Genomic DNA, 15,931 nt, shown 5'->3' with positions numbered 1-15,931 from the left:
TACATTCCTTGTGAATATTATTGTATTGTATCACATATCCATGATTTTTTAGATTTCCGCTCTAATTTGTATACGCTAACATAAGGTTGCTTAATGGTGAATATATTTTGAAATGAAATATTTAAAAAATAGCGTAAAATTACCCTATTTACACCAGCATGAGCGACGATTATAATCGTTCCATTATTTGCTTGTATTATTTCATTTAAAGCTTTCATAACACGTTGGGATAATGCACCAAAACTTTCACCTTGAGGTGGAGTAAAATGTTCTAAATCTTGACCTCTTTGTTCATATGCTTGTGCATTATTTGTTTTAATCAATGACATAGGTATATTTTCCCATGTACCCATATCAATTTCTTGAAATTCTCTGATTTGATGAGGAATTAAATTTTTTGATTGACATATAATATTTGCAGTTTCAACACACCGACTTAAAGAACTTGTAAAAACAGTATCTATAGGGATTAAACGAAAATACTCTTGTAAACTTTTTGCTTGTTCTTTTCCTAGTTTATCAAGCAGTATGTCAGTTCTTCCCACATACCTTTTTTCCTCTCCTGTATCAATATGTCCATGACGAACTAAATAAATCTTTTCAACCATATGAAAAAACTTTTCGAGTTAAATTTTCTATTTTTCTAATAATATTACGAGTGGCTTGTACTCTTTTATTTATGTTTTCAAGTGCTTCAAGATTATCTTTACATTTTATACGTGCTTTTTCAAAACGTTCTTCAAAACCACATACCTCATCTTCACTCACTAATTTATCAGCTAAAAAAAGTAACTCATTTTCATTCAATGGTTGATTCATATCAACATCAATATCCATATGTGTTTCAATGATATCACCTACTTTTTTATAACCCATCAAACGTAGTTTTTGAGCACCAACAAAAGCATGATTTTTCTCTTTTCGTGATATATCATGTAAAAGGGCAGCAGCTAAAAGTTCATTCTTATCAAAATTTAAATTACACTTGGAAATTTTATCAAGAAGTCTAAGTACTATTTTTCCAACAGCTTGAGTATGCTTGATAATATGCTCGTCTACTTCATTTTGCTCTAAAATAGCTAAGCACTCTTTTTCATTTGGTACTCCAAGTGCCTCATATGCTACTAATGCTCCATAATCCTCAAATGTATCCATATCCATCATAACAGACTGATCGCATACACTTACATGTAAAGCATCATCTTTAAATGCTTCTAAAACCTGTTTTAATCCACCTTCCCCATCACTCACAAGAATTGAGTTTTTATATTTTATATCAATAAGTGGGGGATGTCCTTTACGACCCAAAAAGATAGGATAAATAAGTCCTTTATGTCCACTTTTATATGCATTATAAAGACGTTCAAGACTCTCAACTTTAACAAGTGGTATATCAACAGGCTGCATATAGAAAGCCTCTATTGCTTCACTCATCATACTTAAACCTTTTTGAATAGAACTAAACATCCCATTATCATATTTTTCGTTATAAACTATCGCAACATCATCATCTTTGAGCTCTTTTAAAATCTCTTCTTGGTTATGTCCAGTAACAACATAAATATGTTTTATCCCATGCTTTTGATATGTTTGAATAAGTCTCTTCAAAGCCTTTGTTTTTCCTAATGGCAATAATGGCTTAAAATCATGCATCCTTGAAGAGTATCCAGCTGCAATGATAAGAACAGCCATATTGTCTTTTGACATATTTCTAGCCTCTTTTAACTTTTATAAGCTCAGCTAAAATACTAATAGCAATTTCTTCAGGCGTTTGAGCATCAATAGGAATACCAATAGGACAAGCAACTCTATCTAAATCACTTTGTACAAAACCTTCATCTAGTAATTTAGAATAAACAGTCTTTTTCTTTTTCTTGCTACCAATCATCCCAATATATTTTGCATCTGTCCTTAAAGCTTGCCCTAATACATCTTTATCAAAAGAGTGCCCTCTTGTTACAATTACAATATAACTATTGTTGTTAATCATTCCATTAAAAGGAAGCTGTGCATAAGAAGGTGTAATAAGAAGTTCATTTGCTGTTGTAAAATACTCTTTATTTAAAAACTCTGAACGATCGTCCATGACTACAGTATAAAAACCTAACTCTTTAGCAAAAAGAGCCACTTTTTGTGAAATATGCCCTGCCCCAACGATGCATAACTGCTCCATTCCATAAATAGGCTCAATAAAGTATTTTTCTTTTTCTTGTGCAAAATTAAACTTTATTTGATTAAAATTTTCTCTCAATGATGAAACAAAATTTTTGACTTTTTCATCCTCTTGCCCATAAAATTCTGTTTTTGTAAACAGAAATTTATCTTTTTGTGTAACAGGACTATCATCATTTGGAATTCTTGTAAGCATAACAAAGTCTTTTTCATCTTCTCTCAACTCTCTTGCCTGATGATATTGTTTTGCTTCTTCTTCATTAATATATTCAAGAAGAATTTCTACATTACCTCCACATACCATACCTTCTAAGGAAGCATCTTTGTCAGAGAGAGTAAATTTTTCTATCAAAGATTCTTTTGCTTTAAAAACTTTAGAAGCCAATTGAATAGTCATAGCTTCTAAAAGTCCACCACCTATGGTTCCAACAATAACAGCATTTTTTCGAATAAGCATTTTCGTTCCTACTCCTCTAGGAGCAGAACCTTTTTTACTCAATATAGTTGCCGCAACAACTTCTTGTTCTTCATTTAAAATATCCCCAATTATTTCAATCATCGTTTTCATAAACTACCTTCCTTTGTTAGAATAATGTATTTTTCTCTTTATCATGCTATTCGTTATACTTGATGAATAATCATCCCATTTCCACTCTACTTTTACTTCAATATCCAAATCACTTACTATATTGTTTTGTATCTCTTTTACAACACTTTTACTATTAAAATTTTCTCGTAGTGTAAGCTTTACATGTAAAGCATCTTTCTCATTAAATTCAGCTCTATAATCTACAACATCATTAAATTGCAATATAAGTTCATCTAATTGTCTTAAATGAATTTCGTGCTGATTGAGAGATATTTTGTTATCAATACGACCAATAACTTTATCCATAGTTCTTAAAAAAGTACCACATGCACAAGGCTTGGTACTAAAACGTGCCATATCTCCTGTTTTATATCGAATTAAAGGCATAGCTTGACGAGCAAATGTTGTAAAAACAACTTCACCATACTCTCCATCTAAGACATGCTTTTGTGTAATAGGGTCAATGATTTCAAAATACAAATGATTTTCTCTAAGATGATAACCCTTTAAGCATTCACACTCCACTCCTCCACCGTATCCCATCTCTGTCATGCCATAATGGTTAAATACTTTGCACACCCCTTCATTGCTTAGTTTTTTCACTAATGTATCAGGGACATAATCTGTACTTAAAAGAACTTTTTTAATGTGTTTATAAAATATCTCTGGTTTTATTCGACTGAGGTAAAGCACTTGCATAGGAATACCAATGATACATGTAATGTTGTTTTCTTCTATACATGTAAGTGTTTTTTCAACATCACTAAGGACACCCTCGACGATGCACTCAATATTACTTTGTTCAAGAGCTTTTTTCAGTAAATCTCCAATACTTCCATAAGAAGGGCCAGGGAGTAAAACTAACACTTTATCTCTCTCATCAACTAAACAATTCATACCATAATGAAAAAAATCAATTGTATCTTCCAAATCTTCATGCGTAAAAAATATACGTTTTTCATCACCTGTTGTACCAGAAGTATTTAAAGTTACAATACGCTCAATTTCACGATGAGGAACAGCCACAAAATCATAATTATCACGTCTAATATCATGCTCACTTGTAAAAGGAATCCTCTCATATTCTTCAAATGATTTTATAGTACTTATATCTACACTATTTAAATGCTTTTCATAAAATTTACTATTTGTCTTTGCATACTTCAAAGTATTTATTAATTGTTCTAATTGATAATCTTTGAGTGCTTTTTGACTTCTTTTTGTTATTTGTGTGCGCTCAACTATCCAGTTTTCTAACGGAGTCACTTTCATCTGCTTGTCACCATAGAATCTCTATAAAGAGAACGTCCCTCTTGATTGGTTAAATTATACATACAAAAAGGAATCAGATTTCCATTTGGAGTAGATACATGTATACAACAATCTTTAATTCTCTCCAAATTAACATTCCAAGCATCTTGAAATGCCATTGCTGAAAGACTAAAAGTATTGTTTTGTAGAGCATCCAATATCTTATCCCAATCTGAAAGTTTTTCTTGTTCAATAAGTTTTTGATAAGACCAATTTCTTGAAACAAAAGCTTTGGCTTTATTTGCTCCAACTTCTGCTTTTTTAACATCACTAGAACAACAAGAGCGTTTCGTAATAGGCTTTAAAATATCTCCTTCTATTAAATAATTACCGTTAAAAGAACAAAGAGAATTTTCACATCCTGGAGGTTGCATACTTGTTAAACTCACCATATCATTTGTTTGTTTATTAATATAATCCATAACTTCAGGCAAAGTGATTCTATCTTCATCTTTAGGCTCATTTGGAATACGCCCAAAATAACTCACAGGTTGAAAATGAACTCCTCTAACAGTTGGCGAATAGTCCATCCCAAAACGGATAATATCCCCTATATTATAAACATTTATTTTTGGTACTAAAGTAGGAACAAGAACAACACCAATACCATGTTTATGGCAATTCTCAATTGCTTTTTTCTTTAACTCCAAAAGTGCTTTACCACGTAATTGTTTATATATTTTATCATCGGTACCATCAAATTGTAAAAAGATAGACTTCAATCCTGCATTTTTCAAAGCTTTTACATATACCTCATCATTTGCAAAACGAATACCATTTGTATTGACTTGAATAAAAGGAAATCCAAAAGTCGTAGCCATAGCTACAATATCAACTAAATCATCTCTTAAAGTAGGCTCTCCTCCTGAGAGTTGAATGTTGCATTTTCCAGAAACTTTTAAAATACGCTCAAATTGTAATTGAATATTTTCTAATGATGGATCTTCATTTTTTGACTCAATCGCATCAGCAAAACAAAAACGACAATTTAAATTACAACGAGAAGTGACTTCTATTAGTGCGGTACAAGTGTGTTGCCTATGTGAACTACAAAGTCCACAATCATATGGGCATCCCATTTTTAATTCAGTAATAGGGTTTTTAATATAAGCTCTCTCTTTTGTACGAATCCACTCTTTTATCCCTTCTCCACGCCACACAACAGTTTTAAATTTACCATGTTCTGAGCACTCTTTGTGCATATAGGTATTCTCACCTTCTTCATACATGTTAGCTTCTATTTTGCTCAAACATATGGGACAAAGACTTTGTGTATGAATTCCCTGATTTGAAGTCATGAAATACATTCCCTATTACCATACTCATAACCATGATTCAGAAGAATCTCACAAACTTTTATATATGCTTTTTGCAACATATCTGCACAAATAGGTTTATAACTTTGATCACTGCCATAAAAATCTTTCACCCCAATAAGATCAACACATTGAGTTGAGCCAAATTCTTTTTTAAACCATTCATGAAATTCAGCTATCATCTCTTTTATATTCTCTTTTTCGCTTTCACCTTCTTTACCTTTTGCTGCATAAAGTCCTAAAACACCAATACCTCCACTTAATACTCCACAAGTTTGTTGTGTATCTGCAATACCCCTGCAAAGACCTTGTGCAGATTTTATAAGATCATCATTTTGTATTCCTTCATCTTCAAGACAAAGTTTATACATAATTTGGGCACAACAAAAGCCCTCAGTTGAGAGTCTGAACAAACGCATTGATAAATCATCCATTTTTGCCTCCTTTTTTTCGTGCAAGAATCATAAAATATCCTGGTTTACATTGTTGAAGAGTTTTTTCAAAAGAACAACATGTTTGAGTTTTTTCACCACTCATTGTCTTACTCCAAAATGCACTCATTGAACCATGAGAAAAAATTATTTTGACCATAAGCTCTTTAAGAAAATGGCTATGATCTTCTACAAGTATAATTTCAAAACCCATTTTTTCTAATTTTTCTTCCAATAAAGGCAACTGATGCAATCCTCTTACACACGAAGTAATAGAAAAATTTGTAAGCTCATCAATTGCCTCTGGGTTCTTTGCATAAACATCAGTAATGACAAACCAACCATCATTACTTAATACTCTATGTGCTTCTTTGAGTGTTTCTTGTAAATGATCCATCAAAGATAATGTACACTCTGCAAAAACACACTCAAAACTATTATTATCAAAAGGCAAAGAATCTCCTTTAGCAAAAACAAATTTTGATAAAGGATTTTTTTCTTTTGCAATCTTTAACAGCTTTTGTGATAAATCTACACCAGTAGCTCTAATCAAATGCTCACGCCAAAGATACTCAATAGTAGCCCCTCTTCCACAACCTAAATCAAGGACATTATCTTCTTTATCCAAAGAACAAAATCTTACTGCTTTTTTTGTCAGCTCAAAGCCACCAGGTCGTAAAGTTTCCCCAGTAACTTCTTGCATACAACAGCTTTCATAAGCATTCATACTACTTATCCTCCAAGCCTTTTTCAACTTCAAGCATCTTTCCCAATGCCAAATCATCATTTATATAAACCATTTTACATGTAGGACATTTTAAAAGCTCCACTTCAAAATTACCTTCAAGATAACGGACTTTTACTTTTTCCAAAACTAATGATTCTTGGCATTTATCACATATCCATTTATTTGTTATATTAAGTTCATCTTTCATTTTATTCTTCCACTATTTGCATTCTATGGCTATAAACATCTTTTAAAACAATGTCACTTCCATTTTCTTCATATTTCACCCAATATGTCACATTTTGAATTCTAAGCCGTGCTAAATAATCTGATGTTTCAGGATTAAAAAATCTCTCTTTTTGTTTAATGGAATTATGTATAACTTGTTCAATATCACTTACTAAGATAAATCTCTTTTCAATTATCTCGTTTATTTCATCTGAAATATTCAAAGTAAAATCATATGTATTGCTTAAATCACTCTTCACTTCTTCATTCCATATCTCTTTAAGAAGTTGTTTTTTAAGTCGTTTACGATTGTTTTGTCGATCAGAAAGTGTCGGCATTTTTTGAGGTACAGCTTGGTCTATTTCATTACCGTATATAATATCTAGAAGGTGATAAGCTCTTTTATTCCCCTTCACAATAGCATCTTTACACATCGCACAATAAACAAGAATATCTTGCTCACTCTCCGTAATTCGATCATTTACAAAATCATCGGCTTGCTCTTTATTAGCACACGATACCAACCCTCCATATCCACAACATTTTGCTTTGTCTTTTGAAAATTCAAGCTCTTCAATGCTATAACCTAATGTTTTAACAATACTACGAACACTTTTATGAATTTGTGTATCATGTCTAGTAGCACATGCATCATGGATACTCAACTCTTTTTTACCTTTTTTAATAGCAACTTCGGGTAAACCGTATTTATCAAATACTTCCCATAACGATACTGTTTTTATCATCGGCAAATATTTTTCAAAAGTAGAAGTACAACTAGAACATGCCAATATAAATGTTGGTTCACCCATTTCTTTCCATACATTAAGTATTTTTTCTACACTTTGGGGCATTAAATCAACTCTTCCAGCCCAATCAGCAGGTGCTCCACAGCATCCTAAATAAAGGCCAACATCATTTTGTGCATCTTTATCTTTAATAGCTCCAACTAGATGCTTATAAATATCCCCTATATAATCTGTATGTGTTGCACTAAGCTGACAACCTGGATAAAATAAAAATCCTGTTTTTCCAGAACCTTTATATAATCCTCTTGTATAACCACAAAAAGCTATTTGAGGATAATAGAACAGACTTTTGGAGTCCTCTTTACTAGGCTGTTTTCTTACCATTGAAAAATAATCGCTATTGCTAAAACTCATATCTTTTAGTGCAAAATCATGAGCCGACAATGGCATTTTCCCACGTTCAACCATACTTTCACGTGTATCATGAATAATATCTTTCATTCCAATCCCTACTGGACACACTTCTTTACATAAACCACACTGTGTACAAGAGTTAATCATCTCATTGGCACTATGTGTTCCTAAAATAATGCGTTCATTATGATTTATATTTCTAATATAACTATCAGGTGTTACATTAAACCTTTGCATGTGAACACATGCATCAATACACTCATTACATTGACATTTGAGGCATCTTTTTGCCTCTTTTTTTGCTTCATTTTCGAAATAGATACTAGATGTTTTTTTAACTACATCTATAGGTTTTACGGTATCTATTTTATAATTTAATTTCGTTTCAAATATTCCCTCTCGCTCCCTCGAAGCAAGCATAGAGGTTTTAGTAATATATCTATCTATCGAAACAGCTGCTCGTTTACCTGAACTTACACAATGAATAACTGAATTATTTTTACTTTGAATTTTTCCACCTATAAATAGTGAGGCAATATCACTTTGATAAGTATCAGGGTTGATGTCATACTCTTTACTCCAGTAACCTGTACCCAAATAAATAGCATCATATTTTTCGATATAAGTTTGTAAATTTTCTTCATTTACTTCGGTATTAAAAAAAACACTAATACCTTTTTTGCTAATGAGTAAAAGCTCTTCTTCTATAATAGAAGAATCTAAACCTTTTCCTTCATAATCCCAAAGACTTCCGCCTAATCGGCTTGATTTTTCATAAATAGTAACCTGATAGCCTTTTTTATCAAGTTCAACTGCTGTAACAATCCCACTTAATCCTCCACCTATAACAGCAATATTGCCTTTTGTTTTTGGTAAGAGCATTGCTTTTTTAGGTGCATCATACCCTAAATCTATAACTGTTTTTTCTAATTCGCTAATCTTAATACTTCCACCGACATCTTTTCTAACACACTTTGATTCACAAGGATGGTCACAGATTTTTCCAATAAGTCGGCTAAAAGGAATTTTATTTTCCATAATTTTGTATGCTTTAGCAAAATCACCTTTTTCAATTTCAGATGTAAAGGCAATCACATCCATATGAACGGGACAGGAAGCTACACATACAGGAGGTTCTGAATGAATACATTCATTACCAATTTCTAATAATTTATCTAAATCCATTCTCTATATCCTCATATTATTGCATTTAAAGATAAAGGCGTGAGTGAGATATATATCCCACTCACTTTATAGCGTTTATTTACACTAATCAGCTAAAGCTGCCAAAACTTTTTCTGGACGCGCTGGTAAATGAGTTACCCTAGCGCCACACGCATTATAAATAGCATTAATAATTGCTGCATGTGGAGCAGCAAGAGGCATTTCTCCCGCACCTGAAGCACCTAATAAACTATTAGGACGTTGATATTCTGTATACATCAACTCTAACGAATCAGGAACATCTTTGATTGTTGGAATACCACAACCTGTTAATGTTGTATGTTTTCTCAAGTCATCAAAATCTTCTGTTAATGCTAAACCAATACCTTGAACTAGACCACCATACATTTGACCATCTACAACAAGTCTATTAATAATAGTTCCAACATCTGATGCTAACAACATTTTTTCTACATTTGTTTTACCTGATGCAGTATCAACTTCAACTTCAGCAACACAAACACCATACATGTATGCAGCAAATGGATCACCTTGACCATGTTCTGGTGGAGTATCTGTACATGGAGCTGTCCATTTACCCATATATTTAAGCTCACGGCCTTCTGCAACCATCTCTTCATATGTTCTATATGTACCATCTTCTTTTTTCAATGATTCAAGTAAATTTTGGCATGCGACAACAGTAGCATTTCCTGTTACAACATTAGAACGACTACCACCTGCTGGTCCACTATTTGGTGTTTTAGTCATATCATTTAATACTAAATCAATTTGTTCTGGTTTAAGATTTAATGGTTTTAAAGTTTCATGAGCAAAAGTCAATGTACCAATATCAGCTCCTTGACCATGATCTTCCCATGAATTTCCAACTGAAACACCCTTTGGTGTAATTTCAGCCCAAGCTTCAGAAGAATCTGGTCCATCTAATCCACAACCATAAATATTAACAGAGACACCAACTCCATATTTTTTACCAGGAAGAGCATTTGCATTTTTTTGCGCCGCTCTCTTTTTTGCTGCCTCATATGCTGGACGACTCTTATCAAATAATTCTTCCAAACAATATACATCTGGTTTACAACCTGATGGAGTAGTATCACCTTCTCTATAAATATTTTTATATCTAAATTCAAATGGATCCATACCCACTTTTTCAGCTAATTCATCTATAAGTACTTCTGATGGGAACATGATTTCTGGAGCACCATACCCACGAAATGCTGAACCCCAACCATGATTAGTACATACAGTTCGTCCATTACCACGAATATTAGGAATACCATATCCTGCACAACCAAATTGCATACCACGTTGTGTTAATAAATCGCCAAATTCTGAATAAGGACCATGATCAACACTCCAATCTGATTCTAAAGCTAAAATTTTTCCATCTTCATTAGCAGCTAATTTCATAGTTGTCCAAAATGGTGATCTTTTACCTGTATATGTAATTTGTTGTTTCATATTAAACTCAAGATAGACTGGTCTTCCAGTTGCCATTGTTGCAACTCCTAGTAAACCTTCCATTGTTGGGCTAAATTTATATCCAAATGTTGCACCAGTATTGTTTTGCACGATATATACATCTTCTGCTTTCATTCCAACACCCTCTGCAATCATTAATGCATGGAAATGAATTGCAATACTTTTAGAATGAATAATTAATTTTCCATCATCATCTACATAAGCAAAACCAACATCTGGCTCGATTGGTAAATGGGGTTGTCTTTGTGTATAAAAACTATCTTCAACAACATAAGGAGCACTTTGCATAATTGGGCTAGTCTCTTCACCTTTACTAATGTGGTTGTTGAAATAAACATTAGGAGTTCCAGGATGAATTTCAATAGCATCATCTGCCATAGCATCTGGTGCATTCATATAAGCTGGTAAAACTTCTAATTCAACTTTAACTTTTTCAACACCCGCATGAGCAGCTTTTTCATTTTCAGCTAAAACAATTGCAATTGCATCACCATATTGGAATATTTTTTTATCATTTAAAATTGGTCTTTCTAAACCGTCACCTTTATTGGTAGGGAAAGCCAAACCATTAATTCTATTGGTTCCTTTAACATCTTTATAAGTCAATACAGCAACAACACCTGGAACTTTTTTTGCCTCTTCTGTGTCAATTGAAATAATATTAGCATGAGAAACTTCTGCTTGTACGAGTTTTGCATGAAGTGTATTTTCAGGAAGTTTCAATCCTAAATCTGCTCCAAAATCCCATGTTCCAGTTACTTTTGCAAGTGCTGATGGACGAACATAGTCTGATCCAACAATTGAAGCACCCTCAGGAAGTGATTTCCAAATATCTTTTACTTCAATTTCACCTCTTAGCAATTGTGCTGCTGCCATAACAGCATCAACTAATGGTTTATATCCTGTACAACGACAAACATTTTTATTTTTTTGAAACCAATCTCTTACCTCTTCACGTGTAGGGTTATCATTTTTATCTAAAAGATTTTTTGCTGAGACAATAAACCCTGGAGAACAAAAACCACATTGTGCACCACCATAAACCATCCATGCAACTTGAAGAGGATGAAGTTCATCTTTTGACCCAACACCCTCAATTGTAATGATTTCATCATTGTCTTTAATTTTTTTCATTTTAGTAATACACGATCGTACAACTTTTCCATTAAGAATAACTGTACAAGAACCACATTCACCACTTCCACAACCAACTTTTGTTCCTGTGAGTCCTAATTGTTTTCTTATTACATCTGATAATTTTTCTGCTGCATCAGCAACAAAAGTCACTTTAGAGCCATTCATCAAGATTGTTCTTTTTAACATATTATAACCTTTCATAAAATACCAATTTACTGTCTGCTATACATCATTACGATATCGATAACACATAAGTTATGCAAATCACATAGCAAACTAATTTAAGAATTTGAACTTTTAAGCTTTTTAAAAACAAAACATTTCAAGCCACTTCACCACTCTTCAAAACATTAAATTGAGTTTAATCAAAAATTCTTTGCACTTCCTCCTTTTTCCCTAAGTATCTTCAATTTACAAATATGCAAAATTAGCATATTTGTAAACTAAAAAATTTTGCTTTCTCAATCTATTTAATATGCAAAATTGGCATATTTCTTAATTAAGAATTCTTAGTTTTTATAATCTTCTAATTGAAGTATATACTTAATTCATAGCACGAAAATAGCAAAAATAATTTTTATAATTTTCTTTGTAAATAATTTAAGAAAACTATTAGAATAGAAAATATTCTAGTTATAATAATAAAAATTTTATAGTTAAAAGCTTCATATTTTGTTATATATATAAAACATTATTATTAGTATATTATTAAAAGATATTAAATATGATTAAAATACAAATAATAAAAACTATTCTGCTTAACATGAGGAATTACTTCACAATACTTAAATTTACAATATATTTTTTAATTTTTTTTAAGAATCTGTTCAATACATATCTACTATAATACAAACCAATTTTAAATAAATTATATATATTAATTTTTATTTAAATATAAAAAAAAGGATATAAACTTTTCAACGGCTATTTTCATGCTATAAATATCTAGTAGAATGTCGTTAACACAATAAAAGGGTATGTTATGTGGGAAATACCTTTAGGAGTTGTGGCTAATTAAGTTATATTCAACTACGAGAGGATAGTCTATGTCTAAAATGAATAAATTTGTTATTACAAATCCAGACCTCTGTATTGCCTGTAATGCCTGTATGAAAGTTTGTGTTAAAAAAACTTACATACGAGGTAAACTTTCAAAAAGCAGGCTTGATGTACTCACTTTGGAAAGTGGTAAAATGCCTAACCAATGCCGTCAATGTGATGATGCACCTTGTGCTAATGTCTGCCCAACGGGTGCACTAAGTATCAAGGATTCATCTATTGATCTTTGCGAAGAAATATGCATTGGCTGTAAGCTTTGTACTATTGCTTGTCCTTATGGAGCAATCCATATGGATGGTGAAGTTCCACCTTCAATTGAAGAAGATATTGAGAGAAATTTAGAGGCGGGTTGTATCAGTGGATTAAAAAGTATTGCTATTAAATGTGATATGTGTAAGGGGCTAGAAACTGGTCCTGCCTGTGTTGGTATTTGTCCAACAGGAGCTTTAGTTTTTCTTGATCCTGTTTTAGCAGAAGGTAAATTTGGTAAAAAAGTAAAAGGTGATATGACACCATTTTTAAAACTTATTTTACCTGATGTAGAAATTAAAAATATTCCTGCACCATTTGTTAAAAAACCAAAAGCACCTAAACCAGTGGCAACTGAGCCTAAAAAAACAGATAGCGAGGAATCATAATGCAAACCATATATACGTTATTTTTGTTTAGTTCATTTTTATCTATATTACTTTATAAAAAACCACGTCTTGCACAGAAACTTGGATTTGGATTAGCAACTGTAATTTCACTTTATGCAACGGTTTTTTTCTTTTCACATCTTAATGAAGAAATGATATGGGAATTACCAGGAAGCTTTATTAGTTTACCTGTTTTTAAACTTGATTCACTGGGAATGTTTTTTAGTTTTTTAATTAGTTTAATTGCCTTTGCAGTTTCACTTTTTAGTTTTGATTATGCAAAATTTTATGAAAAAAAGGCAAACTTAGCCGTTTTTGCTTCACTATTTAATGCATTTATTCTTTCTATGCTTCTTGTTATAGCAAGTGATAATGTTTTTTCTTTTATGCTTTTATGGGAAGTAATGACTCTTATCTCTGCTTTTCTAATTCTCATTAATGATGGCAAAGATGCTTCGAAAAATGTCATGATTTATCTAGGTATTGCTCAGATTGGTGCATTTTGTTTGATGGTCGCTCTTATAATTATGGCAAGTTTTGCGGGTAGTTTTGAGTTTAGCAAGTTTGCTGAACTTGATATAAGTTTTGGCATGAGTATTGTTCTTTTTGTTTTATTACTCCTAGGATTTGGCTCAAAAGCGGGAATGTTTCCTTTCCATGTTTGGTTGCCTATAGCATATTGTCAATCCCCATCAAATGCTTCTGCACTCATGAGTGGTGTTATGATTAAAGTAGCACTTTTTGCATTTATCAAATTTTCACTTTTTCTTCCACAATATACACAGTTTGGATATATTTTACTATTTTTTGGAGCATTGAGCTGTATTTTTGGGATTATTTACGCATTAGTTTCTAACGACTATAAAGCCTCAATTGCTTATAGTTCTTGCGAAAATGTAGGAATTATATTTTTAGGCCTTGGTGGAGCTTTTTATGGTCTTGGAGCAAATTCACCTATGATTGCTTTATTAGGTTTTATTGCAGCTTTCTTTCATATTCTAAATCATGCAGTTTTTAAATCACTACTTTTTATGTTAAGTGGTAACGTATTCACTGAAACAAAAACACGAGATATGGATGCTCTTGGTGGACTTCATAAAAAAATGCCTATAACATCTATCATATTTTTTGTTACCGCACTTTCTATCTGTGCACTTCCACCACTCAATGGTTTTGCTAGTGAATGGGTAACTTATAAAACAATGGTTATGGGTGGTATTGAACCTGGTGTTCTATCACGCTTTTTCTTTACAATTTCAATCGTTGCACTTTCTATTACTGGTGCTATGGCTATTATGACATTTTCAAAGTTATATGGTTCAGTTTTTTTAGGAATATCACGTGATAATAAAAATATAGATAACGTTAAAGAAGTCTCATTCATTAGACTTTTACCATTAGGTTTATTGGCAAGTCTTTGTGTAGGCATAGGTATTTTTATGAATAATGTAGTTGATATGCTTACAAAAATCGTTCTTACATTGATGCCACAAACAAACGCAATTACATATGGATTTATCTCTATGCCTATCATCGTTATGGTTATGGTTCTTTGTGCTATTCTTCCTTTTGTTTTTCTTTTTATATTAAAATCAAACAATAAAAAGGTTAGATCTACTGATCCATGGGCATGTGGTTTTATTTATAACAAAAACATGCAAATCGGTTCCAATTCCTTTACTGGAGATATCAGAAAAGCACTTAGCTTTCTTTTGAAACACGAACAAGATATTAAAATTGACGGATATTTTGGGAAAGCAGTCTACACCAAAAAAACACATGATCTTATTTGGGATAGGATTTATCAACCAATTATTCATTATATCATGGTTATTTCTGACAAGATAGGTATCTTCCAAAATGGTAGAACAAATCTTTATGCGGGCTATATCTTGATTTATCTTTGTTTGATAATAATCTTTAGTTATAACTATTTTTAAGGGAGAATAGAATGGATTTTATATATATATTATTACAACTTATTTCAGCTATATTAGTTGCTCCTCTCTTTGATGGAATTTCTAGAAAATTAAGAGCAAAATTTCAATCAAGAATAGGACCGAGTATTTTTCAAACCTATTATGATATTTATAAATTACTAAAAAGAGGAAGAACAAAACCAAATAGTTCAAGTTATATTTATCAAATTACACCTTATTTATTGTTTATGAGTGCTGCAGCAATGTTTTGTGCTTTACCGGTTACTTATGGTCTTGATTCTGCTGTTTTTTCTCAGTTTTCGGACATATTTGTTTTACTATACTTAGGCGCACTTTTTAGATTTATTTTTATTATTGCGGGTATTGATAGTGCAAATCCTTTTGCAGGTGTAAGCGCTAGTAGAGAAGGTACTCTGGGTTTTTATACAGAAGAAGTTGCTGTAATTTGTCTTGTTGTTGTTATGATGGGAGCAGGAAGCACTAATTTACCGATAATCACTTCTTTAATACAAGAAGGTAGTTATGGTTATGCTATCCCTTCATTTGCTGT

General features: G+C 32.0%; 13 protein-coding genes. 3 read left to right on the top strand and 10 right to left on the bottom strand.

Annotated features, from left to right (window positions below; genetic code table 11):
• Nucleotides 1-17: 17 nt before the first annotated feature.
• The 10 genes from K354_RS0111110 to K354_RS0111065 form a co-directional block, all read right to left on the bottom strand.
• Entirely contained in the window at nt 18-608 is a 591-nt protein-coding gene (locus K354_RS0111110; RefSeq protein WP_024955575.1) for a histidine phosphatase family protein, read from the bottom strand.
• On the bottom strand, nt 601-1,707 hold the full coding sequence (locus K354_RS0111105) for a DVU_1551 family NTP transferase (RefSeq protein ID WP_024955574.1): 1,107 nt from the start codon (nt 1,705-1,707) through the stop codon (nt 601-603). The genes K354_RS0111110 and K354_RS0111105 overlap by 8 nt, the downstream gene beginning before the upstream one ends.
• 4 nt (nt 1,708-1,711) lie before the next feature.
• A complete protein-coding gene (locus tag K354_RS0111100; RefSeq protein WP_024955573.1) occupies nt 1,712-2,740 on the bottom strand; it encodes an XdhC family aldehyde oxidoreductase maturation factor in 1,029 nt (342 codons plus the stop codon).
• A 3-nt stretch (nt 2,741-2,743) separates the two neighbouring features.
• Nucleotides 2,744-4,033 (bottom strand): DVU_1553 family AMP-dependent CoA ligase, encoded by a 1,290-nt coding sequence (locus K354_RS0111095; RefSeq protein WP_024955572.1) that lies wholly within the window; start codon nt 4,031-4,033, stop codon nt 2,744-2,746.
• On the bottom strand, nt 4,030-5,370 hold the full coding sequence (gene trsS / locus K354_RS0111090) for a radical SAM (seleno)protein TrsS (RefSeq protein WP_024955571.1): 1,341 nt from the start codon (nt 5,368-5,370) through the stop codon (nt 4,030-4,032). The genes K354_RS0111095 and trsS overlap by 4 nt, the downstream gene beginning before the upstream one ends.
• Nucleotides 5,367-5,822, bottom strand: a complete 456-nt coding sequence (locus K354_RS0111085) for a DVU_1555 family C-GCAxxG-C-C protein (RefSeq protein WP_024955570.1) — start codon at nt 5,820-5,822, stop codon at nt 5,367-5,369. The genes trsS and K354_RS0111085 overlap by 4 nt, the downstream gene beginning before the upstream one ends.
• Nucleotides 5,815-6,546, bottom strand: coding sequence for a DVU_1556 family methyltransferase (trsM, locus tag K354_RS0111080; RefSeq protein ID WP_051505434.1), 732 nt, complete (start codon nt 6,544-6,546; stop codon nt 5,815-5,817). Before trsM ends, K354_RS0111085 begins: the two co-directional genes overlap by 8 nt.
• A 1-nt stretch (nt 6,547) precedes the next feature.
• Nucleotides 6,548-6,754 carry a DVU_1557 family redox protein gene (locus tag K354_RS0111075; RefSeq protein WP_024955568.1) on the bottom strand — a complete coding sequence of 69 codons (207 nt, stop codon included), beginning with the start codon at nt 6,752-6,754 and terminating at the stop codon, nt 6,548-6,550.
• A 1-nt stretch (nt 6,755) separates the two neighbouring features.
• Nucleotides 6,756-9,122, bottom strand: coding sequence for a pyridine nucleotide-disulfide oxidoreductase/dicluster-binding protein (locus K354_RS0111070; protein WP_024955567.1), 2,367 nt, complete (start codon nt 9,120-9,122; stop codon nt 6,756-6,758).
• 84 nt (nt 9,123-9,206) lie between these two features.
• Entirely contained in the window at nt 9,207-11,930 is a 2,724-nt protein-coding gene (locus tag K354_RS0111065) for a molybdopterin-dependent aldehyde oxidoreductase (RefSeq protein ID WP_024955566.1), read from the bottom strand.
• Nucleotides 11,931-12,790: 860 nt separating this feature from the next.
• Here K354_RS0111065 and K354_RS0111060 point away from each other — a divergent pair.
• From K354_RS0111060 to K354_RS0111050, 3 genes are all read left to right on the top strand, one after another.
• Nucleotides 12,791-13,441, top strand: coding sequence for a 4Fe-4S dicluster domain-containing protein (locus tag K354_RS0111060; protein ID WP_024955565.1), 651 nt, complete (start codon nt 12,791-12,793; stop codon nt 13,439-13,441).
• Entirely contained in the window at nt 13,441-15,381 is a 1,941-nt protein-coding gene (locus K354_RS0111055) for a proton-conducting transporter transmembrane domain-containing protein (RefSeq protein WP_024955564.1), read from the top strand. The genes K354_RS0111060 and K354_RS0111055 overlap by 1 nt, the downstream gene beginning before the upstream one ends.
• 11 nt (nt 15,382-15,392) lie before the next feature.
• Nucleotides 15,393-15,931: respiratory chain complex I subunit 1 family protein (locus K354_RS0111050; protein ID WP_024955563.1), on the top strand; the 539-nt coding region annotated here is incomplete at its 3' end.

Source organism: Sulfurospirillum arcachonense DSM 9755, from assembly GCF_000597725.1.
Classification (GTDB): domain Bacteria; phylum Campylobacterota; class Campylobacteria; order Campylobacterales; family Sulfurospirillaceae; genus Sulfurospirillum_A; species Sulfurospirillum_A arcachonense.
Note: the sequence above shows the minus strand (reverse complement) of the source record. Positions and strands in the feature narration are given on the sequence as shown.

Bases quoted from the DNA above. Each gene is read 5' to 3' on its own strand.
- K354_RS0111110 (WP_024955575.1), bottom strand. From the start codon at position 608: ATGGTTGAAAAGATTTATTTAGTTCGTCATGGACATATTGATACAGGA.
- K354_RS0111095 (WP_024955572.1), bottom strand. From the start codon at position 4,033: ATGAAAGTGACTCCGTTAGAAAACTGGATAGTTGAGCGCACACAAATA.
- K354_RS0111085 (WP_024955570.1), bottom strand. From the start codon at position 5,822: ATGGATGATTTATCAATGCGTTTGTTCAGACTCTCAACTGAGGGCTTT.
- K354_RS0111100 (WP_024955573.1), bottom strand. From the start codon at position 2,740: ATGAAAACGATGATTGAAATAATTGGGGATATTTTAAATGAAGAACAA.
- K354_RS0111060 (WP_024955565.1), top strand. From the start codon at position 12,791: ATGTCTAAAATGAATAAATTTGTTATTACAAATCCAGACCTCTGTATT.
- trsM (WP_051505434.1), bottom strand. From the start codon at position 6,546: ATGAATGCTTATGAAAGCTGTTGTATGCAAGAAGTTACTGGGGAAACT.
- K354_RS0111055 (WP_024955564.1), top strand. From the start codon at position 13,441: ATGCAAACCATATATACGTTATTTTTGTTTAGTTCATTTTTATCTATA.
- K354_RS0111105 (WP_024955574.1), bottom strand. From the start codon at position 1,707: ATGTCAAAAGACAATATGGCTGTTCTTATCATTGCAGCTGGATACTCT.
- K354_RS0111075 (WP_024955568.1), bottom strand. From the start codon at position 6,754: ATGAAAGATGAACTTAATATAACAAATAAATGGATATGTGATAAATGC.
- trsS (WP_024955571.1), bottom strand. From the start codon at position 5,370: ATGACTTCAAATCAGGGAATTCATACACAAAGTCTTTGTCCCATATGT.
- K354_RS0111065 (WP_024955566.1), bottom strand. From the start codon at position 11,930: ATGTTAAAAAGAACAATCTTGATGAATGGCTCTAAAGTGACTTTTGTT.
- K354_RS0111070 (WP_024955567.1), bottom strand. From the start codon at position 9,122: ATGGATTTAGATAAATTATTAGAAATTGGTAATGAATGTATTCATTCA.